At 74.1% G+C, this 21,969-nt stretch carries 17 protein-coding genes and 1 pseudogene; 15 read left to right on the forward strand and 3 right to left on the reverse strand.

What is annotated here, in order from left to right:
• The first annotated feature begins 46 nt into the window (after window positions 1-46).
• Both NUM_RS02080 and NUM_RS02085 read left to right on the forward strand, forming a co-directional pair.
• Window positions 47-895 carry an ATP-grasp domain-containing protein gene (locus tag NUM_RS02080; RefSeq protein ID WP_207122800.1) on the forward strand — a complete coding sequence of 283 codons (849 nt, stop codon included), beginning with the start codon at window positions 47-49 and terminating at the stop codon, window positions 893-895.
• A gap of 298 nt (window positions 896-1,193) precedes the next feature.
• The gene (locus tag NUM_RS02085) at window positions 1,194-2,162 is read left to right on the forward strand and encodes a hypothetical protein (RefSeq protein ID WP_207122801.1); all 969 of its coding nucleotides are present in this window, start codon (window positions 1,194-1,196) and stop codon (window positions 2,160-2,162) included.
• A 76-nt stretch (window positions 2,163-2,238) separates the two neighbouring features.
• Here the strand turns inward: NUM_RS02085 and NUM_RS37585 are convergent, their stop codons facing one another.
• A complete protein-coding gene (locus NUM_RS37585; protein WP_370466916.1) occupies window positions 2,239-6,426 on the reverse strand; it encodes a carboxypeptidase regulatory-like domain-containing protein in 4,188 nt (1,395 codons plus the stop codon).
• On the opposite strand from NUM_RS37585, the pseudogene NUM_RS37880 reads away from it, so the two are divergent.
• The 13 genes and pseudogenes from NUM_RS37880 to NUM_RS02150 form a co-directional block, all read left to right on the forward strand.
• Window positions 6,367-6,510: pseudogene (locus NUM_RS37880) on the forward strand (helix-turn-helix domain-containing protein); the annotation flags it as partial. The gene NUM_RS37585 and the pseudogene NUM_RS37880 overlap by 60 nt on opposite strands.
• Window positions 6,511-7,062: 552 nt before the next feature.
• Complete coding sequence (locus tag NUM_RS37055; protein ID WP_225918287.1) at window positions 7,063-7,332, forward strand: helix-turn-helix domain-containing protein; 270 nt, start codon at window positions 7,063-7,065, stop codon at window positions 7,330-7,332.
• Between the two features lie 181 nt (window positions 7,333-7,513).
• Entirely contained in the window at window positions 7,514-9,325 is a 1,812-nt protein-coding gene (gene argS, locus NUM_RS02100) for an arginine--tRNA ligase (RefSeq protein WP_207122804.1), read from the forward strand.
• A 185-nt stretch (window positions 9,326-9,510) separates the two neighbouring features.
• The gene (locus NUM_RS02105) at window positions 9,511-10,095 is read left to right on the forward strand and encodes a helix-turn-helix domain-containing protein (RefSeq protein ID WP_225918273.1); all 585 of its coding nucleotides are present in this window, start codon (window positions 9,511-9,513) and stop codon (window positions 10,093-10,095) included.
• A gap of 119 nt (window positions 10,096-10,214) precedes the next feature.
• Window positions 10,215-11,420, forward strand: coding sequence for an NAD(P)/FAD-dependent oxidoreductase (locus NUM_RS02110; protein ID WP_207122805.1), 1,206 nt, complete (start codon window positions 10,215-10,217; stop codon window positions 11,418-11,420).
• On the forward strand, window positions 11,420-11,782 hold the full coding sequence (locus NUM_RS02115) for a (2Fe-2S)-binding protein (protein WP_207122806.1): 363 nt from the start codon (window positions 11,420-11,422) through the stop codon (window positions 11,780-11,782). The genes NUM_RS02110 and NUM_RS02115 overlap by 1 nt, the downstream gene beginning before the upstream one ends.
• Entirely contained in the window at window positions 11,779-13,383 is a 1,605-nt protein-coding gene (locus NUM_RS02120; protein ID WP_207122807.1) for an NAD(P)/FAD-dependent oxidoreductase, read from the forward strand. The genes NUM_RS02115 and NUM_RS02120 overlap by 4 nt, the downstream gene beginning before the upstream one ends.
• Entirely contained in the window at window positions 13,380-14,297 is a 918-nt protein-coding gene (locus NUM_RS02125; protein ID WP_225918274.1) for a dihydrodipicolinate synthase family protein, read from the forward strand. Before NUM_RS02120 ends, NUM_RS02125 begins: the two co-directional genes overlap by 4 nt.
• Entirely contained in the window at window positions 14,297-15,298 is a 1,002-nt protein-coding gene (locus tag NUM_RS02130; RefSeq protein WP_207122808.1) for a proline racemase family protein, read from the forward strand. The genes NUM_RS02125 and NUM_RS02130 overlap by 1 nt, the downstream gene beginning before the upstream one ends.
• Before the next feature lie 322 nt (window positions 15,299-15,620).
• Complete coding sequence (locus NUM_RS02135) at window positions 15,621-16,124, forward strand: anthrone oxygenase family protein (RefSeq protein ID WP_207122809.1); 504 nt, start codon at window positions 15,621-15,623, stop codon at window positions 16,122-16,124.
• A 150-nt stretch (window positions 16,125-16,274) separates the two neighbouring features.
• A complete protein-coding gene (locus NUM_RS02140; RefSeq protein ID WP_207122810.1) occupies window positions 16,275-17,612 on the forward strand; it encodes an MFS transporter in 1,338 nt (445 codons plus the stop codon).
• 107 nt (window positions 17,613-17,719) lie between these two features.
• A complete protein-coding gene (locus tag NUM_RS02145; RefSeq protein WP_207122811.1) occupies window positions 17,720-18,340 on the forward strand; it encodes an RNA polymerase sigma factor in 621 nt (206 codons plus the stop codon).
• Entirely contained in the window at window positions 18,333-19,505 is a 1,173-nt protein-coding gene (locus NUM_RS02150) for a CU044_5270 family protein (protein WP_207122812.1), read from the forward strand. The genes NUM_RS02145 and NUM_RS02150 overlap by 8 nt, the downstream gene beginning before the upstream one ends.
• A gap of 43 nt (window positions 19,506-19,548) precedes the next feature.
• Here the strand turns inward: NUM_RS02150 and NUM_RS02155 are convergent, their stop codons facing one another.
• Together NUM_RS02155 and NUM_RS02160 are read right to left on the reverse strand one after the other, a co-directional pair.
• A complete protein-coding gene (locus NUM_RS02155) occupies window positions 19,549-21,060 on the reverse strand; it encodes a sensor histidine kinase (protein WP_308440531.1) in 1,512 nt (503 codons plus the stop codon).
• A gap of 164 nt (window positions 21,061-21,224) precedes the next feature.
• Window positions 21,225-21,956: a response regulator transcription factor gene (locus NUM_RS02160; protein WP_308440532.1), complete on the reverse strand. Its 732-nt coding sequence runs from the start codon at window positions 21,954-21,956 to the stop codon at window positions 21,225-21,227.
• Between the last annotated feature and the right edge of the window lie 13 nt (window positions 21,957-21,969).

A 21,969-nucleotide genomic window follows, 5' to 3' on the forward strand; every position in this document is an offset into this window, starting at 1 on the left:
CCCGAACAGGGGCGGCCGGCTGGCTGCCGGCTGCGAGGATGGCGGGATGCTGCTGATGCCGTCCGACGTGCTGCGCCCCCGCCGGGTCGACGAACACTTCGCCGCCGAGGCCGCCGCTGCCCGCGCCGCCGGGATCGAGGTGTGCCTGGTCGACCACGACGCGCTGGCCGCCGGCTCGGCCGAGCCGGCGATCGCCCGGGTGAGCGGCACCGGGCCCGCGGTCTACCGCGGCTGGATGCTGCGCAGCGAGCACTACGCCGGCCTGGACGCGGCGCTGCGGCGCCGCGGCGTGCGGCTGCGTACCGGCGCCGCGCAGTACCGGCGGGCACACGAGCTGCCCGGCTGGTACCCCGACTTCGCCGGGCTGACGCCACCGACCACGTGGACGACCGGTACCGGGCGGGCCGGGTTCGACGCCGCGGCCAGCGAGCTGGGCGCGGGGCCGGCGGTGCTGCGCGACCACACGAAGTCCCTGAAGCACCACTGGCACGAGGCGGCGTACGTTCCCGAGCTGGCCGACCGGGACGCCGCCTGGGCGGTGGCGTCCCGGTTCGTCGAGCTGCGCGGCTCGGAGCTGGTCGGCGGGTTCGTGCTGCGCCGGTTCGAACGGTTCGTCTCCGCCGAGGTGCGGACCTGGTGGGTGGACGGTGTCTGCCGGCTCGTCGGGCCGCATCCCGACACCGCCGACGAGCTGCCGGCCGAGCTGCCCGACCCGGCCGGGTTCGGGCCGGTCGTCGGCCGGCTCGGCCTCCCGTTCGTGACCGCCGACCTGGTCCGCCGCGACGACGGCCGCTGGCGGCTGGTCGAGCTCGGCGACGGCCAGGTCAGCGACCGCCCCGGCACCCTCGCCGCCGACCGGTTCGTGACCGCGCTGATCGCGCCGCAGCTCGGGTGACCGCCGGGCGGCCACCGCGCGGTACCGGCGGGTTCGCGCCGGTTTGCGGGCGGTACCGCACGATGCCCACCGAACGGCCGATCCCGGCTGACCGAACCGGCGGTTTCGGCCGCACTGGGTAGCGAAGCGGATGCGGGCGGCGAAGATCAAGCTGCCCGCGCTCCTGTGGCCGCCGGTCCCCCGCGGCCGGTGGCGCCCCGGCGCGGGCCCGTTCGGTACGTGCTGCCAACGGCTCGGCGACGCACCGGGCCGGTGGCGGAGTCGCATCGGGCGACTCGGGAAGCAAGGGATGTGGTACATGCACAGGAAGTTTCTGGCGATGGCCGCGGTCGCGACCGTCGCCGGTGGCCTGCTCGCCGCGGGCTCCGCGAACGCCGCACCGACCCCACAGGACAACACGGTTCGGACCGTCGACAAGCAGCTGTTCATCCCCGGCAACACGATGAACGGTGACTTCTCGACCGCGACGTTGAGCCGGCGCGGGGTCACGCTGGCGGTCTCGGCGCCGGGCGACCAGGCGGGGTACCTGCGGCCGCTGGCCGCGAGGACGCCGCTGGCCAACGTGGCGTCGTTCGGGTACACCACCATCCAGTTGGCGGCCCGGCCGGCGAACGCGGCGCTGCTGCCGACGCTGCAGCTCGGGGTGTACGACACCGCGGGCGACTGGGACGGCACCCTGGTGTACGACCCGGCGCAGGGCGGCAGCACCGTCGACGGCACCCGGTTCGACACGTCGCAGACCAGCGGTGGCTGGTGGTGGACGAAGAACCCGGACGCCACGCACAAGGTCTCCGACCGGCGCAGTCTGGCCGACTGGGGATCCGCCGACCTGAAGGGCTTCACCGTCGGCTACTACGGTGTCGAGCTCGGCACGTTCCCGGCGCCGCAGGCGGTGAAGGCGTCGGTCGACGACGTCCACATCGTCACCGACGCCCAGGACGTCACCGACCACTTCACCTCGCAGGCGGCGCCGCCGGCGTTCCAGCCGAGCGTGCTCGCGCCGGCGAACCTGTGCCGGGTGTCGTCGTCCGCCTCGCCCAACGCGTGGCAGGTGACCAACGTGTCGGGCGGCCGGGACCGGACGTTCCACGCCGGCGTCACCTACGACGGCAGGACGACCTGGTTCGGGTACCCGCACACGGTCAAGGCCGGGCAGTCGACGGCCATCGTCTCGCCGTACGGCGGCAAGCTGACGATCCAGTGGGACGACGGCGCGGGCAACAAGAAGCTCGCGTACGCCACCAGCAACCACACGATCGTCTGCTGATCGGCTGGTGACGGCGCCGGGCCGGCACGGACGACTCCCGTGCCGGCCCGGACTCGTCGGCCGATCGAACGGACCCTCACTTCCTGCTGAGCGTGACGTCCACCGGCGGTACGGTGTACGGGGTGTCGGTGACGAATGCCAGCCGGGCGGAGTAGGTCCCGCGCGACGAGGTGGCCGACGTGTCGACCACCACCTGTACCGTCACCGTCCGGCCGGCCGGGATGGTCACCTCGCTGTGATCGGTCGACAGCCAACCGACGTCGGAGCCGGTGACGCAGTCACCCTGCCCCGGCAGGCGCTCGGCGTAGGGCACCGGCGTGAACGAGCCGATCGAGCCACCGACCGCGGTCAGGCCGCATGCCGCGCCGCCGCGGAACACCGCGTACCGCGCGTTCGGCAGCGCAGACCAGGCGCCGGTCTCGGGATCGAACTCGATCGCCTGGTTGGTGCTGGTGTAGGAGGCACCGGTGTTGCGGTCGTAGGTGGCGATGCCACCGACCAGTTGCAGCTTTCCACCCGACCCGGCGTAGGACGCACCCCAGACGCCATAGGGCATGCTGGCGATCTGCGTCCAGGCATCGGATCCGGCATCGTACCGGTAGGCCGTCGACGCGATCTCCTCCGAGAACGGCGCGGGATCGCGCCCACCCGCACACACCAGACCCTCGCCCGAGGCCGCACACGCGAGCAGTACCTCGTCCTCCGGATAGCTCGCCGATCGCGACCACGTGGCGGTGTGCGGGTCGTAGGCGTAGACCGACGACGCGCTGTCGCAGGTCACCGTGGTGCAGCCGGCGACCACGTAGAGCCGCCCACCTGACACCGAACCAGCCGCAGCGGTACTGGGCGTCGGCATGTCCGGCGCTGTCGACCAGTGGTCGGTGGCCGGGTCGTACACGAAGGTGCTCGCGGACGGGTTGCCCTGCCCGTCCCAGCCGCCGGCGACGTACAGCTTGCCGTTGACGAACCCGCCGACGGCGTTCTCCCGGGCCGCCGGCAGCGGCGCGATGGCCTGCCACTTCCCGACCGCGGAGTCGTAGGCATAGGCGTTGCGCGTGATACCCGAGTCGTCGAGCCCGCCCACCGAGTAGACGATCCCGTCCTCGGTCGCGACCACGCTGTCCTGGATCGGCCTCGGCACGGTGGGCAGGTCGTCCCAGGCGGGGTCGACCGCCGCCTCCCGCGGGGGAAGATCATGGCCACCGACGTGACCGGACGGACCGAACGCGAACGGATTCGCGTCGACCTTGACGCGCTTCGTCGGCGCTCCCGGCGACGCTGCCCGGCGTTTCCCGTCGGGCGACGTGAAGCCGCGGTCCTGCTCGACGATGCGCACCGTGGCGGGCGCCCGACCGGTGTTGCGCAGCCGCAGGGTACGGGTGTTGCCACGGTGCCCGCCACGATCGGCGGACGCGGTGACGTCGATGGCGCCGGGCGTGGCTTGCACCTGACCGGCACGCAACCGCCAGTCCTGCCGCACGACGCGATGGGCGGCCGTGCGGACCGTCGCGGCGCTGTCGACGTAGTTCCGGCCGGCAGCGGTGATCCGCGTCGTGCCGGTGCCCGGCACGTACAACCAGTAGAAACCGTCGTCCACCGCCGCGTCGCCCACCGTCGGCTGGGTCACGGTGGCGACACCGCCCGGTACCGCCACCTCGGCGCCGGTCAGCGGCGCTCCGGTGTTGTCGTCGCGCACCGTCCCGACGACGAGTCCGCCCTCGGCCGCACCGCAGGATCGCGAGCCGGCGAAGACGTCGTCCAGCTCCCAGTAGTTGTCGAAGGATCCGACGAACCGGAAGCGGAACCGGACGTCGGGCTTCCCGGCGGCCTGCGGTACGGGGACGCGCACCTGGCCCTGCACCATGGTGTCCGGGGCATGCCAGACGTTCGTCCAGGTGGAACCGCCGTCCAGGCTCAGGTCGACGTCACCGTCCTGGTTGCCGAATCCGTAGTCGTAGTAGTAGGTGTCGAAGCCGATCTCGGGGCTGGCCTGATCGGAGAAGTCGAGCGCCGGCGACACCAGGCTGGTGTCGTGCGCGGTGGGGTTGACCCAGTTGTCGACGATGGCGAACCGACCGCCGCCGCCGGTGCGGTTGCCCTTGCCCCCTGGATCGTCGAAGACCCAGGTCTTCCCGGTCCCGGCGGCGTCGGTCACCTGCCAGCCGTCCGCGGCCCCCGACCAGTCCTCGAAGTCGGCGGCGACCCCGTCGTAGGTGTACGCGTAGCCCGGCGCCGTGCAGGTGGTGGCGTCGACCGCCAGCCCGATGTCGTGGGTGACCCGGCCGTGCCCGGTACGCAGGTCGACCGTCGTCCGCCGGGTCTGGTAGCCCGGCATGTCGACCGGCTCGACGCCGAGCGAGTACCGCGAGCCGACCGGCAGCTCGACGCTGTACCGGCCGGTGACCGGATCGGTGTAGACCGCACCGTTCGGGTCACCGTCGATGGTGATCTTCGCGTAGATCGGCCATCGCTGACCGGACGCGTCTCGTACCACTCCGCTGACCTGCCGGCTCGCGAGCCGGTCGAGGGCGAATCCGCGCGTGACGGTCTTCCCCGCGGCCACGGACAGCTTGTCGACCGCCGCCGAGCCGTACCCGAACTCCGAGACCGTCAGCTGGTAGGTGCCCGCGGCGACCGGTACGTGGTACCGGCCGTGCGCGTCGCTGATGCCATGGAAGCGGTACCCGCTCGAGTCCGTCAGGGTCACCCGCGCGCCGGCGAGCGGTTGGCGACCGGCGGTGACGGTGCCGGCGACCGCGGCCGCGGGCCCCAGCGTGAGTGCCGACAGGCCGTTGGGCGTGCCGACCCCGGTGGGACCGTCCCAGCCAACCCCGGCGGTGCACTCGATGTCGCCGCAGTTCTGGTTGGCGCCCTTGGTCACGTCGAACAGTGACGCGCCCGCGCGGTACACGTAGCTGGCCGGGTAGGTGCCGGGGATCGCCGGGCCGGCGAGCGCGTACATCGCTGCGACGAGCGGCGAGGACAGCGAGGTACCGCCGTACTGCGACCAGCCATCCTGCCCCAGCGTGTTGTAGACCGCGAGACCGGTCGCGCTGTCCGCGTCGGCCGCGACGTCCGCGGTCGCGCGCTTGCCCGCGCATCCGGTCACGTCGGGCTGCTGGAAGTCCGGCGCCGCTTCGTAGCGTGAGCATCCGCTGCCGCCACCGGCCCAGGCGGTCTCCGTCCAGCCGCGTGCGGTGGACGGATCCCGGGTGAGGGTCGTGCCGCCCACGGCGACGACATCGGGAGAGGTGGCCGGGTAGCTCTGCACACCCCCGGTGTCGCCCGTCGACACCGTCACGGCGATGCCGGGGTGGTCGTAGTACTGGTCGTAGTAGGCGGCCTCGTACGGGATCTCGCCGTCGACGCCGTACGAGTTCGAGATCGCCGCCGGGTGCCGGGCCGCCGCCGTGTCGACCGCCTGCCCGAGATTGGGGAAGCCGTTGTCGTCGGCCTGCACGAGCAGGATGTCGCAGGAGGGGCAGGCCGCGGAGACCGCATCCAGGTCGAGGGCCGTCTCGATCGACCAGCCCGGGTCTTCGACCTTCGGATAGTCGCCGCCGCCGCGCTGGTCCAGCTTGGTGAAGCAGCCGTTCTCCGTCGTGCACGGCGGGAGCCCGTAGTGGGCGCGGAAGACGGCCAGATCCGACTCGGCAGCGCTGTAGCCGAACGCGTCCACTACCGCGACGGTGCCGCCCTGACCGGTGTCGGTCAGACCGTAGGCACTCTGAATGTCCGCCGGACCGAGGGCACCCGGTACGGGCTCGTCGGTCTGCTCGACGAGCTTGCCGTCGGAGGTGGCCAGACCCGCCGCGAAGCATCGGGCGAACGGCGTGTCGTCGCTCGGATCGGGGTCGGTGTCGGCGGCACAACCCGCCGCCACCGAGTGCTTGCTCCACGTCGGTTGTCCGGAGGCGGGAGCGGGGGGCGCCGCCGGCCGCGCCGAAGCCGGCGAGCCCGGAAGGATCGCGGCGACCAGGACGATGGCCAGAGCCGTGGAGTATCTGGCGATGCGGCGAGCCAGGACGTCTCGCCGTCTTCGGGGATCTTGCATCTGGAGGGGCTCCGATCGAGTCAACCGGTCTGTCTCATACCTGACAGCGTTGGCAGATTGCAGGATCCTGTCAGACGGTAGAGTGCGGCGACAACCGCTTCGGGGTGCGAGTTCCTGCCACCTGTCCGGTTCCTGACGAGGGGGTACGCGATGTGGGACGCCGTCGGCGTGTCCGGCACCGAGGCCACCGCCTACGAAGCGCTCGTCCATCGTGGACAGGCCGACGCGGAGACGCTGGCCGGGGCCGTCGGGGTGTCGAAGGGGCAGGTCACCCGGGTCCTTCGACGCCTGGTCCAGCGCGGTCTCGCCACCCGGCTGCCGGGTGCACCGGCCCGGTACGTGGCGGTCCCCCCGGATCTCGCGGCAGGGTCGCTCATCGCCGAGCGGGAGCGGGAACTGTCGCGGCTGCGCACGCATGCCGACCAGCTCGCTGCCGAGCATGCCCGGCAACGGCCCCAGGAACACGACCCTGCCTCCCTCGTCGAGATCATCGACGGCGCCAGCAACGTGCAGAGCGCCTTCGTCCGGCTCCAGCGCACGGCGCGACACGAGATCCGGACGTTCGACCGGCCGCCGTACCTGGAAGATCCGATCGCCGGCAACGAGGAGCAGTACATCCAGTCGGAGCGGCGGAAGCTCGTCTACCGGGTCGTGTACCACTCCAGCGCGCTGGAGATCCCCGGCCGCCTCGAGGACGTCCGGCGGCGCGTCCAGCACGGCGAGCGAGCGCGCGTTTCGCGCCACGTACCGATGAAGATGGCGTTGTGCGACGACCAGCTCGCACTCATCCCGGTGACGACCGGCAGCAGTGCGGCCGAAGCCGCGTACCTCGTGCATCCCTCCTCGATGCTCGATGCGTTCAGCGAGCTGTTCGAGGCGCTCTGGCACCGGGCGGTCCGGCTCAACGACCGGGACCGGGCGGTCGAATCCGACCGCCCGATCGACGACCGGTTGCTGGGCCTGCTCTCCGGCGGCGCCACCGACGAGACCATCGCGCGGGCCCTCGGCTGGAGTCCCCGTACCGTGCATCGCCACGTTCACCGGATGATGGCGGAGGTGGGCGCGGAAACCCGGTTCCAGGCCGGCATGGAGGTGGTCCGGCGGGGCTGGGCCTGAGGTCCGGTCCCGGCTCGACGCCGACCGCGAACCGCTCCGGATCGTTCCCCGGGCACCGGAGCGCGCGCCGCGACCCACCGGCGGCGACCGGGATGCCCGTTCGACGGGCCGAAACTCGGCGGTACGGCGGGGCGGGGTGTGGCACGCTGGCGGCTTCTCGACGAGTCGGAGGAGACCGGGCATGACCGGGGTGGCGTCGCTCGCGCGACAGGTGGAACAGGCAGTCGGTACCGCGATCGGTGCGGTGCTGCCGGCACGACGCGACGCCGACCCGCTGATCCGACGCTCCGACCGGCCCGGCGTGGACGTCCAGTCGAACGTGGCGCTGTCGCTCGCCGGCGCGGCGGGCCGGCCACCGGCGCAGCTCGCCGGCCAGCTCGCCGACCAGCTGACCGCGGCGCCCGGCGCGGGGCCGGCTGCGGGAACGGGCCCGGCGACCGCGCTGCCGGCGGCCGTTTCCGTTGCCGGGCCCGGGTTTCTCAACGTGACGTTCACCGATGCCGCACTGTGGGGTCAGGTGGCCGCCCGGCTGGCCGACGACCGGCTCGGTGTGGACACCCCGCAGGCCGGGGTGCGCACCGTCGTGGACTACTCCTCGGTCAACGTGGCGAAGCAGCTGCACGTCGGGCACCTGCGGTCCACCGTGATCGGCGACGCGCTGGTCCGGGTGCTCGGGTTCCTCGGCGCCGAGGTGATCCGGGAGAACCACCTGGGCGACTGGGGCACCCAGTTCGGGATGCTGATCCAGTACCTGGTCGAGCATCCCGAGGCGCGCTGGCAACACGACCGGCTGGCCGCGGGCACCACCGCGGTCGCCGCACTGGACGAGCTGTACCGGGCGGCCCGGGCCGCGTTCGACGCCGATCCGGCGTTCGCGGGCCGGGCCCGCAAGCGGGTGGTGGCGCTGCAGTCCGGCGACCCGGACACGCTGGCGGCCTGGCGGGAGATCGTCGCCGAGTCGCAGCACGCCTTCCAGCAGGTGTACGACCGGCTCGGCGTGCTGCTCACCGAGGCGGACGCGGCCGGCGAGTCGCGTTACAACGACGCGCTGCCGGGCGTGGTCGACGAGCTGGTACGGCAGGGCATCGCGGTGCCCTCCGCCGGTGCGCTGTGCGTGTTCGACCCGGCGTTCACCGGCCGCGACGGCGCGCCCGTCCCGCTGATCGTACGCAAGAGCGATGGTGGTTTCGGTTACGCCGCAACGGATCTGGCCACCGTACGGGACCGGGTCGGGCGCGAGCGCGCGGACCGGATGCTGTACGTGGTGGACGCCCGGCAGGCGCTGCACTTCCGGCAGGTGTTCGCCGCAGCCCGCCGGGCCGGCTGGCTGCCCGGCACCGTCGACGTCGAGCACGTCGCGTTCGGGGCGGTGCTCGGCGCCGACGGCCGGCCGTACCGGACCCGGGACGGCGGCACCGCGCTGCTGTCCGACCTGCTCGACGCGGCGGTGACCAGCGCCCGGCGGGTGGTGCGGGACAAGAACCCGACGATGCCGGACGCCGACGCCGACCGGATCGCGGAGCTGTGCGGGATCGCCGCGGTCAAGTACGCCGACCTGGCCACCTCGCGGCAGCAGGACTACCGGTTCGACCCGGACCGGATGGTGGCGTTCACCGGCAACACCGGCGTCTACCTGCTGTACGCGCACACCCGCGTCGCCGCGATCCTGCGCCGCGCCGAGCCGGCCACCGGCGACGGCGACGCTCCGCCCGACCCCGCGGTACCGGTGGCGCCGGCGGAGCGCGCGCTGATCCTGGCGCTCGACGGGTTCGGCGCGGTGGTGACCGAGGTGGGCGAGTCGCTGGAGCCGCACCGGCTGTGCGGCTACCTGTACGAGCTGGCCCGCGCGTTCACCGCCTTCTACGAGAGCTGCCCGGTGCTCGGGGCCGCGGAGCCGGTGCGCAGCAACCGGCTGGCGCTGTGCCGGCTCACCCGGCGCACCCTCGCGCAGGGGTTGACGCTGCTCGGCCTGCCCGCCCCGGACCGGCTGTAGCGACCGGGCCCGTTGGTCGAGGGATCGCGGCAGCGCCGGGCGGCGGTGTGGCCGGGGCCCCTCGATCAGCGCCCGGAGCCGCCCCGGTCGACGCCGGGGCGGTGGGTGGCGGCGCGGTATCGTTCGGTGGAACGAACGGGGCGCGGGTCCCGTGCGTACGGTGAAGCGAACGGGAGGCGGCCACGGTGCACGCGTCGGACGGGTCGATCCGCGGCCAGTTGGCCGCCAACCTGCGCCGGGCCCGGTCCGGACTGGGCCTGTCGATCTCCGAACTGTCCCGGTTGTCCGGTATCGGCAAGGCGACCCTGTCGCAGCTGGAGTCCGGCGCCGGCAACCCGACCATCGAGACCGTGTTCAGCCTGTCCCGGGCGCTGCGAATGCCGATCTCGGACCTGCTCGACGCCAGTACGGCCGAGCCGACGGTGGTCCGCGGCGCCGACGTGGAGGTGCTCCGCGGCGCCGGTGTCGACCTGCGCCCGCTGTCCCGGCTGGAGACCGGGGAGAGCATCGTCGAGCTCTACGACCAGCGGGTCCGTGCCGGCCGGCGGCAGGACTCGGACGGCCATGTCGGGATCGAGCACACCAGCGTGCAGGCCGGCACGCTGCTGGTGCACCTGGCCGGCCGGACCACCCGGCTGGAGGCCGGCGACTACATCCGGTTCGACGCGACGGCGCCGCACAGCTACGAGGCGCCGGACGGTGAGGTGCGCTCGGTGCTGCTGCTGCAGTACCGGCCGGACCGCGCCGGGGCCACCATCACCCCGCACTGACCCGGCGCCCGGTTCGTCCGGCACTCGCCGTTCGGCGAGCGGAACGGACTCGCCCCGTGACAGCGACCGTGGCCCGGTTGTACTCTCGGAGTCGTTCGGTTTAATGAACGGGAGGCGCCATGCGGGTGGTGGTGATCGGTGCCGGCATCGTCGGCGCCGCGTGCGCCCGCGAGCTGGCCCGGGCCGGCTGCGAGGTGGTGCTGCTCGACCGGGGCGGCGCCGCGGCCGCCACCACCTCGCACGGCGAGGGCAACATCCTGATCTCCGACAAGGAGCCCGGCCCCGAGCTGGCTCTGGCCCAACTGTCCCGCGCGCTGTGGCCGCAGGTACTCGCCGAGCCGGGAACGCGACCGATCGCCACCGGCCGGGCCGTCGGAACCGCCGTCGCGGACCGGGCTCGCACCGAGGCCGCCGAGTGGGATACGAAGGGCGGCATCGTGGTCGCCACCACCGCGGCCGGCGCCACCGCGCTGCGCGCGTTCGCCGCGGCGCAGCGGGCCGCCGGCGTCACCGCCACCGAGCTGTCCGACGACGCCCTGCACGCGGCCGAGCCGCACCTGACCCGGGACCACACCGCCGCGGTGCACTACCCGCAGGACGCGCAGGTGCAGCCGGCCGGCGCGGCCACCCTGCTGCTGGGCGACGCGGTCGCGGCCGGCGCCCAGCTGCGTACCGGCTGCGCGGTCACCGGCCCGGTGCGCAGCGGTGGCCGGCTGACCGCGGTACGCACCGAGGGCGGCACGGTGGCCGGCGACGCGTTCGTGAACGCGACCGGCCCGTGGGCCGGCGCGGTGTCCGCGTCGCTGGGCGCACCGATCGACGTCCGGCCGCGGCGCGGCGAGGTGCTCGTCACCACCCCGCAGCCGCCGACGGTGTTCCACAAGGTGTACGACGCGGACTACGTCGGCGCGGTCGCGAGCGACGAGGCGGCGGTGCAGACCTCGGCGGTGGTCGAGTCGACCCGCGGCGGCACCGTGCTGCTGGGCTCGTCCCGGCGGCAGGTCGGCTTCGCCGACGCGATGCCGGTCGCGGTGTGGTCGGCGATCGCGGCGAAGGCGCTGCGGCTGTTCCCGGGGCTGTCCGGGGTGCCGGTGATGCGGGCGTACGGCGGGTTCCGGCCGTTCGTACCGGATCACCTGCCGGTGATCGGGGCGGACGAGCGGCTGCCCGGGCTGTGGCACGCCACCGGGCACGAGGGGGCGGGCATCGGCCTGTCCGTCGGCACCGGGCGGATCCTCGCCAACCTGATCGGTGGCCGCACCCCACCGATCGACCCGGTACCCTTCTCCCCCAACCGATCCGCCGTCGCGATCGGAGAGCGCTGATGACCCCCAGGCTGATCCGGGCCGACCAGGACGTGCTCGGCCGCAACGACCGACCGGTCACCATCACGGTGGACGGCGAGCCGGTGACCGGGGTCGCCGGGCAGTCGATCGCCGGCGTGCTGCTCGCCGCCGGCCGGACCGCCTGGCGGTACGGGCGGACCGGCGCCGGCCGCGGCGTGTTCTGCGGCATCGGGGTGTGCTTCGACTGCCTGGTCACCGTCGACGGCGTGCCGGACGTACGCGCGTGCCGACGCCGCGCCCGCGACGGTGACACGGTGACCACCCAGACCCGCGTACCGTCCGATGTGGACACGGTCACCACCCAGGCCCGCGTACCGTCCGATGTGGATGGTGAACGGTGACCCGGGTGGTGGTGGTCGGGGCCGGGCCGGCCGGGCTGTCCGCGGCGGCCACCGCGCTCGGCGCCGGTGCGCGGGTCACCCTGATCGAGGCGGCCGAGCAGCCGGGCGGCCAGTACCACCGGGCGCCGGTCGCCGAGTTCGGTGCCGGCCGGCCGGAGGCGCTGCAGCACGGTTGGCGCGACTTCGCGGCCCGCCGCGACTTCGTGCTGAGCCATCCCCGCTGTCGGTTCCTGCCGGACACCAGCGTCTGGGCGCTGGAAGACCCCGACGCGGCAGCGCCGGCCGGCCGCCCGACCGGCCCCACGACCGGCCCCACGACCGGTCTCGTGGCCGATCCTGGCCGGAGGAGGACCGACCGCCCGACCCATCTGGACGTGGCGGCGCCCCACGATCCGACCGGCCCTGGCTCGACGGCGGTCCGGGTGCCGGTGGTGCACGTGCTGACCGGTCCGGCCGACGGCGCCGGCCGGCGGCGGCAGGCGATCGAGGCGGACGCGCTGGTCCTCGCGGTGGGCGCGCACGACACCATGCTGCCGTTCCCGGGCTGGGAGCTGCCCGGGGTGGTCACCGCCGGTGCGGCGCAGGCGCTGGTGAAGGGTGAACGGGTGGCCATCGGCGACGCCGTCGTGGTCGCCGGCACCGGGCCGTTCCTGCTGCCGGTGGCCGCCACGCTGCTCGGCGCCGGTTCGACCCTCCGGCAGGTGCTGGAGGCGAACCGGCCGGGCCGGCTCGCCGCGGGCTGGGGCTCCCGGCCGTGGCAGCTCGCCGGGCAGGCCGGCAAGCTGCCGGAACTCGCCGAGTACGCCGCGACGCTGGCCCGGCACCGGGTTCCGGTGCTGCTGGGCCGTACCGTGGTCGCCGCCCGCGGCGACGGCCGGGTCGAGGAGGTCGTCACCGCCCGGCTGCGCCCCGACTGGTCGGTGCTGCCGGGCACCGAACGCACCGTCGCGGTCGACGCGGTGTGCGTCGGGCACGGGTTCACCCCGCAACTGGAGCTGCCGGTGGCGGCCGGCTGCGCGCTGCGCACCGAGCCGGACGGCCGCTCGTTCGTCGCCGTCGACGCCGACCTGCGCACCAGCCGCCCCGGGGTGTACGCGGTCGGCGAGCTCACCGGCATCGCCGGCGCACCGGCCGCCCGGGCCGAGGGCGCGCTGGCCGGCTGGCTCGCGGCCGGCGGCCCGGACCGCCCGGCGGTACGGGCGTTGCGCCGCCGGGTCGCCGCGGGCCGGCGGTTCGCCGCCCGGCTGGCCGCCGCGCACCCGATCGGCGCCGCCTGGCCGGGCTGGCTGCGCGACGACACCGTGGTCTGCCGCTGCGAGGAGGTGTGCGTCGGCGCCCTGCGCGAGGCCGCCGACCAGGATCCGCGCGTGTCCAAGCTGGGCACCCGGGCCGGGATGGGCCCGTGCCAGGCCCGCATCTGCGGACCGACGGTGGCAGCGCTGCGCTCGTTCGAGGCCGCACGCCGGCCGGACGACGGTGCCCGTGGCGCAAGCCCGTACCACCGTCCCCTCGCCCAACCGATCCGCCTCGGCGAGCTCGCCGCGTCCGCCGAGCCGGACGCGGAGCCGCCGGAACCCGTACCGGACAAGGAGAATCCGTGAAGAACCCTACGCGTGGACTGGGTGGTGTCGTGGTGGCGACGCCGGTGTTCTACCGCGAGCAGGCCAGCGCACCGGCCGGCCTGGCGCTCGACTTCGACGCCTACGCCGAGCACTGCCGGTGGCTGGTGGACAACGGCTGCCACGGCGTCGGCCCGAACGGGTCGCTCGGCGAGTACTCGTCGCTGACCGACGAGGAGCGCCGCCGGGTGGCGCGGACCGCGATCGCCGCGGTCGGCGCGGACGCCACCGTCATCGTCGGCGTGCACGGGGTCGGCAGCCACCAGGCGGTCCGGTGGGCGGAGGCCGCGGCCGAGGACGGCGCGGACGGCGTGCTGTGCCTGCCGCCCACCATGTACCGGGCGAACGAGTCCGAGGTGATCGCGCACTACCAGGCGGTCGCCGCGGTCGGGCTGCCGGTGATGGTCTACAACAACCCGTACGACACGAAGGTCGACCTGACGCCGCGGCTGCTCGGCGAGATCGCCGCGATCGACAACGTGGTCGCGGTCAAGGAGTTCTCCGGCGACGTGCGCCGGGTGCTGGAGATCAAGGAGCACGCACCGGACCTGCAGGTGATCGTCGGCGCCGACGACGTCCTGCTGGAGGGTGTGCTGATGGGCGCCGCCGGCTGGTTCGCCGGCTTCCCCAACGTGTTCCCGGCCGAGACGACCCGGCTCTACGCGCTCGCCGAGGCCGGCAAGCTGGACGAGGCGCGGGCGCTGTACGAGCCGATCGTCGCGACGCTGCGCTGGGACACGAAGACCGAGTTCGTGCAGGCAATCAAGTACGGCCTGGACCGCACCGGCCGGTACGGCGGGCCCTGCCGGCCGCCGCGCGGGCCGCTGACCGACGCGCACCGCGAGCAGCTGACCGCCGACCTGGACCGGGCGATCGCGGCGCTGCGGGAGTCCTGATGCGGTCCGCACGCGCCATCACCGCGGTCGACTCGCACACCGAGGGCATGCCGACCCGCGTCGTGACCGGTGGGGTGGCGCCGATCCCGGGCGCCACCATGGCGGCGCGCCGGCGGTACGCGATGGCGCACCTGGACGAGCTGCGCCGGTTCCTGGTCGACGAGCCGCGCGGGCACGGCGCGATGAGCGGGGCGATTCTGCAGCCGCCGACCCGCGAGGACGCCGACTGGGGCGTGCTGTACATCGAGGTCAGCGGGTTCCTGCCGATGTGCGGGCACGGCACCATCGGGGTCGCCACGGTGCTGGTGGAGACCGGCATGGTGCCGGTCACCGAGCCGGAGACGGTGGTACGGCTGGACACCCCGGCCGGGCTGGTGACCGCCCGGGTGGCGGTCGCCGACGGCGCGGTGCAGCAGGTCACGCTGCGCAACGTGGACGCGTTCTGCCTGGAGCGGGACGCGGTGGTGGACGTGCCGGGACTCGGCGAGGTGCGCTACGACCTCGCCTACGGCGGGAACTTCTACGCGATCCTGCCGATCGAGCGGATCGGCCTGCCCTTCGACCGGGGCCGCAAGGGCGAGATCCTGGCCGCCGGACTGTCCATCATGGACAGCATCAACGCGCAGCGCCGGCCGGTGCATCCCACCGACCCGGACGTGGCCGGCTGCAAGCACGTGCAGTTCCTCGCGCCCGGCTCGGACCCGCGGCACTCGCGCAACGCGATGGCGATCCACCCGGGCTGGTTCGACCGGTCCCCCTGCGGCACCGGTACCTGCGCCCGGATGGCGCAGCTGCACGCCCGCGGCGAGCTCGCACTCGACACCGACTTCGTGAACGAGTCCTTCATCGGTACCCGGTTCACCGGCCGGCTGCTCGCCGAGACCGAGGTCGGTGGCCTGCCGGCGGTGGTACCGGAGTTCTCCGGCCGGGCCTGGATCACCGGCACCGCGACCTACCTGCTGGACCCGACCGACCCGTTCCCGCACGGCTTCGTGCTCTGAGCGGTCCTCGGGCGGGGCCCGCCCGGGGCCGAGCACGGTCGGCCCCGGGCGGCACGAACCGAACCGGCAACCTGCGGCGTCGAGACGAGCGCTTATGGGCGTGAGCGTCGTGGCCATGGCTGCGGGCCCGGGCCTGCGCTGGAATGAGGTCATGACGACCTCGACGACGCCGCACCGCCCCATCGCCTTCCGGAACGCGCCCGTACCGCCCGTCGGGCCCGGCCAGTCGATCCCCGCGCCGGCAAACGGGCCGGGACCGTACGCACCGGTACCGCCGCGCCCCGTGCCGGCCGGGCCGCAGGGCGCGCGGCCGGTGCCCGTGGTGCGGCAGCCCCGCCGGTACGCCACCTCCGGCGCGACGATGCTGATGCTGTCGCTGCTGAGCGTCGGCCTGGTCGCCGGCGTGTACTTCGCCTTCCAGGTCGCGGTGATCCCCGGCCTGTCGCGCGCGTCGGACGCCACCTACGCGGAGGCGTTGAACCGGATCAACGAGTCCATCGAGAACCCGGCCTTCTTCGCGGCGTTCTTCGGCGCGCTCGTGGTCACCGCGATCGCCGCGACGCAGCAGTGGCGCCGGGGCAACCGCACCGCCGCGCTGTTCGTACTGCTCGCGCTCGGCCTGTACCTGGTCGGTTTCGGTGCCACGATCGTCGGCGACATCCCGCTCAACGAGCAGCTGGCCGCGGTCGCGCCGGCCCATGCCGGCCCGGTGATCGACCGGATCCGCACGCCGTGGCTCGCCTGGAACGTGGTCCGCACGCTCGCCTCGGTCGCCGCGTTGCTGTGCCTCGGCCGGGCGCTCGCCGTCTCCGGCCGGCCCCGCTGAGAGCACCCCGCATCCCCGGCCGTGGCCCTTCCGGTGCCGCGGCCGGCTGCCGTTTCGCACGGCGCCGACCACCGGCGGGCGTGCTAGGTTGACGCCCGTTCGTATCCCTGCCGGGCGGCCGGGCCACCCGGCCGCGCGCTGGGAGCCTGCATGAGCAGCACCGCGGAGGCACCGGACCAGGCCGCGCTGCGGCGGCGGGTGATGCGCAAGGTGGCGGTGCGGCTGTCGCCGTTCCTGATCCTGCTGTACTTCGTCAACTATCTGGACCGGACGAACATCAGCTTCGCCGCGCCGCACGGCATGAACGAGGCGCTCGGCTTCAGCAAGGCCGGTTTCGGGCTGGCGTCCGGCCTGTTCTTCATCGGCTACCTGGTGCTGGAGGTGCCGAGCAACCTCGCGCTGCACCGGTTCGGTGCCCGCCGCTGGCTGGCCCGCATCATGGTCAGCTGGGGCGTGGTCGCCTCGGTGATGGCGTTCGCGCCCAACGCCGGCACCATGTACCTGCTGCGCTTCGTCCTGGGCATCGCCGAGGCCGGCTTCTTCCCCGGCATCATCCTGTACCTGACGTTCTGGTTCCCGCAGCGGGAGCGGGCGAAGGCGGTCGCGTTCTTCATGCTCGCGGTACCGCTGTCGTCGATGATCGGCTCGCCGCTGTCCGGGTGGCTGATCTCGATCGGGCACGACGTGCTGTTCGGCCTGGCCGGCTGGCGGTTCATGTTCCTGGTCGAGGGGCTGCCGGCGATCGTGGTCGGGGTGGTCTGCTGGTTCTACCTGACCGACCGGCCGAGCCAGGCCCGCTGGCTCGCCGCCGACGAGCGCGACTGGCTGCAGCGCGAGATGGACGCCGAGCAGGCCGAGACCGGCCGGCGCTACCACTTCCCGCTGCGCCGGGCGCTGACCAACCCCCGGGTGCTCGCGCTGGCGTTCGTCTACTTCGGCATCGTCTACGGCCTGTACGCGGTGGGCTTCTTCCTGCCGACCATCATCGCCGGCTTCCAGGACACGTTCCACACCAGCTACACGGTGTTCCAGCAGGGACTGATCGTGGCCGTGCCGTACGCGTTCGGGTGCGTGGCGATGCTGGTGTGGGCGCGGCACGGCGACCGTACCGGCGAGCGGGTGTGGCACGTGGCGATCCCGGCGGTCGTCGGCGGCGTCGCGATCCCGGTCGCGCTGTACCTGCACTCGCCGTTCGCGGTGATGATCGCGGTCACGGTGTGCACGATGGGCATCTGCGCGGCGCTGCCCACGTTCTGGCCGCTGCCGACGATGTTCCTCACCGGCGCCGCCGCGGCCGGCGGCATCGCCCTGGTCAACTCGCTGGGCAACCTGGCCGGCTTCGCCGGGCCGTACGTGACGGGCTGGCTGACCGACGCCACCGGTACCGAGAAGGCGGGGCTGTGGGTGGTCGGCGCGTTCATGGTGGCGGCCGGCGTCGTCGCGGTCGCGCTGCGCCCCGCACCGGCTCCCGACGACGCCGCCGGCTGAGCGCCGCCGCCGGTTCGATCCGCACGTCGTGAACACCTGCCGAGGCTGCGGCAGACAAGGGGTGTGACCGACATCAGGATCGACGCGAGGAAGGACGTGGCGCGCAGATGACCAGCCCGGCCGGCGCATCGCCGGTGCAATCCGCCGCCGGCGAGCTCGATCGTCCCAACCTCGCCGCGCTCACCGACACCGCACTCACCGAACGGTTCGGCCGGCTGTTCGCCGAACACGCCCCCGGGCTGCAGCGCTACCTGGCCCGCCGGGTCGGTGCCGCGACCGCCGAGGACATCGTGGCCGAGACGTTCCTTGCCGCGCTGCGCCGCCGGGCCAGCTACGACCCGGACCGGGCCGGCATCCGCGCCTGGCTCTACGGCATCGCCGGCAACCTCCTCAAGCAGCACGAACGTACCGAGATGCGCCGGTTGCGGGCCACCGCGCGGCTGGCCGCCGGCCGTACGACCGGCACCGACCACGCCGATGCGGTCGGCGACCGGGTGGACGCGGCGTACCGGGTGGGGCAGCTCGCCACGGCACTGAGCCAGCTGTCGCCCGGCGACCGCGACGTGCTGCTGCTGACCAGTTGGGCCGGCCTGGACGCCACCGAGATCGGCCAGGTCCTGCGCATCCCACCGGGCACCGTGCGCTCCCGGCTGCACCGGGTACGCCGCTGGCTGCGCCGCGAATGCCCCACCACGACCCTGCCCGACGAGGACGGCACCGATGACTGACCGCACCGAACCCATGCGTGCACTGTGGACGGACGACGAGCTGGACCGGGCGCTCGACGCGCTGCACGCCGACGAGACCGGGCAGCTCGCCACCGCCCGCGCCACCATGGACGACGCGCTGGCACACCAGGGCGTCCCGATGCTCACCGCCTCCCGCGACCGCGACACCGCGGCACCGCGTCCGCCGCGCAGACGACGCCGGCTGTACGCCTCGATCGCCGCCGGGGTCGCCGCCGTCGCCGCCGCCGCGGTCGCGTTCACCGGACCGTTCGGCCAGCCCCAGCACCAGCCGCCGCGGCACCAGCGGGCGGCGGTACCGGACCGGACGACGGTCGCCACCGTGCCCGGCGGCAGCACGATGCGCGCCGCCGCGGCGAGGACGCTGCGGTTCGGCGACCCGAAAGTCGGCCCCGGCCAGTACCTCTACGTCAAGGACGTGGCGCAGAGCCTCGCCGTCTACGGCGGCGACAGCGGCCCGCTCGGCCTGCGGATCACCGGGCAGACCGAGAAGTGGGTGCCGTACGACCAGTCCGGCACCTGGGTGCAGCACTACGAGCAGGTCGGCAAGCCGAAGTGGGTGATCGGCACGCGCGCGCAGATCGCCAAGCGGGGCGCCAAGCTCGAACGCGAGCTCACCGGCTCCCACCCGCCGTCCTGGGCCGAGGCGATCTGCGGCGACTTCTACCACGCGATGAACGGCGGCACGCCCCGCTGCGTGGACGGCAACGAGGTGCGCAAGCAGCCGAACACCCAGCTGCTCAAGCAGGTACCGCGGGATCCGAAGGCGTACCTGCGCTGGGCGGCCGGCGGCGCGACCGCCCACCCGGACGACGTCGAGCGGGAGGCGATGCAGACCAGCTCGATGCTGCTCAGCTCCGGGGTCATCCCGGCCGCGCTGCGGGCGACCATCTACCGTGCCCTCGCCACGCTGCCGGACCTGAAGGTCACCGAGCGGGTCGCGAACTTCAACGGCAAGCGCGGCACCGCGCTCGGCCTCGACTCCGTCGACCGGCGCCAGGAACTGATCATCGACCCGGACACCGGCCAGTACCTCGGGGCCCGGTCGAGCGCCCTGGCCGGGAACGACGTCCTCCCGTCCGGGACCGTCGACTACTTCGACGCGCTGACCGTCGCCGTCGTCGACCGGCCGCGCCAGCGCCCCTGATCCGGGTGGCCGACCGGCCGGGGCGGGCCACCCGCCCCGGCCGTCACGGCCGCCCCGGCCGCCCCGGCCGGGGGCCGGAACGGTTCGCGGGTCCGGCCGGCGGCGTGGTACCCGGCGCGACCGCAGGCGGGGCCGAGGGCGGCACCGCGGCCGGGCCCGGCGGCGGGGTGGTGGGCAGCCGGACGGTGACGGTGGTCGGCGGGCTGGTGACGCCGACCGTACCGTGGTGCGCGGCGACCACCGCGGCCACGATGGCCAGGCCCAGCCCGGTACTGCCGGCCGACCGGGACCGGGACGAGTCGCCGCGGGCGAACCGCTCGAACACCCGCGGCAGCAGTTCCGGCGCGATGCCCGGCCCGTCGTCGCGTACCGACAGCACCGCCGAGGCGCGGTCGGCCCGCAGCCGGGCGGTCACCGTGGTACCGGGCGGCGTGTGGGTGCGGGCGTTCGCGAGCAGGTTGACCACCACCTGGTGCAGCCGGGCGCCGTCACCGACCAGCAGCACCGGTTCGGCCGGGAGGTCCAGCTGCCAGTGGTGCCGCGGACCGGCCACGTGCGCGTCGCTGACCGCGTCGGCGACCAGCCGGGACAGGTCCACCTCGTCGTGCGCGAGCGGCCGGCCGGAGTCCAGCCGGGCCAGCAGCAGCAGATCGTCGACCAGGGTGCTCATCCGCGCCGACTCGGACTCGACCCGCTCCATCGCGTGCCGTACGTCGGGCGGCAGGTCGTGGCCGCCGCGGCGGGTCAGCTCCGCGTACCCGCGGATCGCGGCGAGCGGGGTGCGCAGCTCGTGGCTCGCGTCCGCGACGAACCGGCGGACCCGCTGCTCGGAGGCGTGCCGGACGGACAGCGCGTTCGCGACGTGCCGCAGCATCCGGTTGAGCGCGCCGGCGACCTGGCCGACCTCGGTCGCCGGATGCAGGTCGGCGTCCGGCACCCGGACCGACAGCGCCACCTCGCCGCGCTCCAGCGGTAGCTCCGCCACCTGGCTCGCGGTCGCGGCGACCCGGCGCAGCGGCCGGAGCGAGTGCCGGACCACCAGCGCACCGACCGTACCGCCGACCAGGACCGCGGCCGAGGCGATCAGCAGCTCGATCAGCGCCACCCGCAGCAGCGTGTCGTCCACCGAACCCTGCGGCAGCCCGGCCACCACCGTCTCGCCGTCGCCCACCGGCAACCCGACCAGCCGGTACGTGCCCAGCTCGGCGCCGAGGTCCACCGACCGCGGCCGTCCGTCGTCGGCGACCTGCGCCAGCTGCTCGCCGGCCCCGGTGGGCAGGGTGCCGACCGAGTGCGACTCCACCAGCTGGCCGTCGGTGACGGTGCCGCCCTCGACGGTGGCCAGCACCGTACCGGCGGGCAGGCCCAGGAACCGTTGCGGGGCCCGGCGACCCGGCTCCGGGCCGGGTGGCTGCGGGCCGCGCTGCAGCGCCACCGAGTGCTGTGCCGCCTGCTCGACCTGCCCGTCCAGCTGCGCGAACAGGAACGAGCGCAGCGCGACCTCGGTGGCCACCCCGGCCGCGACGCACACGACCGCGATCAGGACCACGACCATCGCGGTCAGCCGGGACCGCAGCGACCAGCTCGCGAACCGGGCCCACCGTCGACCACCATGGGCGGGGCCGCCCGGGTGCGCCGGCGGGTCGCCGGCCGCGGTACCGGCCGGATGGGGTGCCGGGCCGGCCGGGCGTGGCGCCGGGTCGCCGATCATCACCGGTCTCAGAGCGCCGGCTTGAGCACGTAGCCGGCGCCGCGCAGGGTGTGGATCATCGGTTCCCGGCCCGCGTCGATCTTCTTCCGCAGGTACGAGATGTAGAGCTCGACGATGTTGGCCTGGCCGCCGAAGTCGTAGCTCCACACCCGGTCGAGGATCTGCGCCTTGCTCAGTACCCGGCGCGGATTGCGCATCAGGAACCGCAGCAGCTCGAACTCGGTCGCGGTCAGCTGGATGTCCCGGCCGTCCCGGCGCACCTCGTGGCTGTCCTCGTCCAGGCTCAGGTCGCCGACCACCAGCACCGAACCCTCCCGGGCGGCCACCCGGTGCGCCCGCCGCATCAGCCCGCGCAGCCGGGCCACCACCTCCTCCAGGCTGAACGGCTTCGTCACGTAGTCGTCGCCGCCGGCGGTCAGGCCGGCCACCCGGTCCTCCACCGCGTCGCGCGCGGTCAGGAACAGCACCGGCAGTTCCGGCGCGTCGGACCGCATCCGGCGCAGGACCTCCAGCCCGTCCAGGTCGGGCAGCATGATGTCGAGCACCACCGCGTCCGGCCGGAACTCGCGGGCCACCTTGACCGCACCGGCGCCGTCGATCGCCGACCGCACGTCCCAGCCCTCGTACCGCAGCGCCATGGCGAGCAGCTCGCTGAGCGTCTGCTCGTCGTCGACGACCAGCACCCGGACGGCTGAACCGTCCGGCCGGCTCAGCCGCACCGGGCCGTCGGGCCGGCTCAGCCGTACCGGGCCG

The sequence above is a fragment of the Actinocatenispora comari genome, assembly GCF_017312725.1.
GTDB classification, from domain to species: Bacteria; Actinomycetota; Actinomycetes; order Mycobacteriales; family Micromonosporaceae; genus Actinocatenispora; species Actinocatenispora comari.

Excerpts from the sequence above, each read along its gene's own strand:
- NUM_RS02080 (WP_207122800.1), top strand. The coding sequence starts at position 47 with ATGCTGCTGATGCCGTCCGACGTGCTGCGCCCCCGCCGGGTCGACGAA.
- NUM_RS02085 (WP_207122801.1), top strand. The coding sequence starts at position 1,194 with ATGCACAGGAAGTTTCTGGCGATGGCCGCGGTCGCGACCGTCGCCGGT.
- NUM_RS37585 (WP_370466916.1), bottom strand. The coding sequence starts at position 6,426 with ATGGACGAGCGCTTCGTAGGCGGTGGCCTCGGTGCCGGACACGCCGAC.
- NUM_RS37055 (WP_225918287.1), top strand. The coding sequence starts at position 7,063 with ATGCTCGATGCGTTCAGCGAGCTGTTCGAGGCGCTCTGGCACCGGGCG.
- argS (WP_207122804.1), top strand. The coding sequence starts at position 7,514 with ATGACCGGGGTGGCGTCGCTCGCGCGACAGGTGGAACAGGCAGTCGGT.
- NUM_RS02110 (WP_207122805.1), top strand. The coding sequence starts at position 10,215 with ATGCGGGTGGTGGTGATCGGTGCCGGCATCGTCGGCGCCGCGTGCGCC.
- NUM_RS02115 (WP_207122806.1), top strand. The coding sequence starts at position 11,420 with ATGACCCCCAGGCTGATCCGGGCCGACCAGGACGTGCTCGGCCGCAAC.
- NUM_RS02130 (WP_207122808.1), top strand. The coding sequence starts at position 14,297 with ATGCGGTCCGCACGCGCCATCACCGCGGTCGACTCGCACACCGAGGGC.
- NUM_RS02140 (WP_207122810.1), top strand. The coding sequence starts at position 16,275 with ATGAGCAGCACCGCGGAGGCACCGGACCAGGCCGCGCTGCGGCGGCGG.
- NUM_RS02145 (WP_207122811.1), top strand. The coding sequence starts at position 17,720 with ATGACCAGCCCGGCCGGCGCATCGCCGGTGCAATCCGCCGCCGGCGAG.
- NUM_RS02150 (WP_207122812.1), top strand. The coding sequence starts at position 18,333 with ATGACTGACCGCACCGAACCCATGCGTGCACTGTGGACGGACGACGAG.
- NUM_RS02155 (WP_308440531.1), bottom strand. The coding sequence starts at position 21,060 with ATGGTCGTGGTCCTGATCGCGGTCGTGTGCGTCGCGGCCGGGGTGGCC.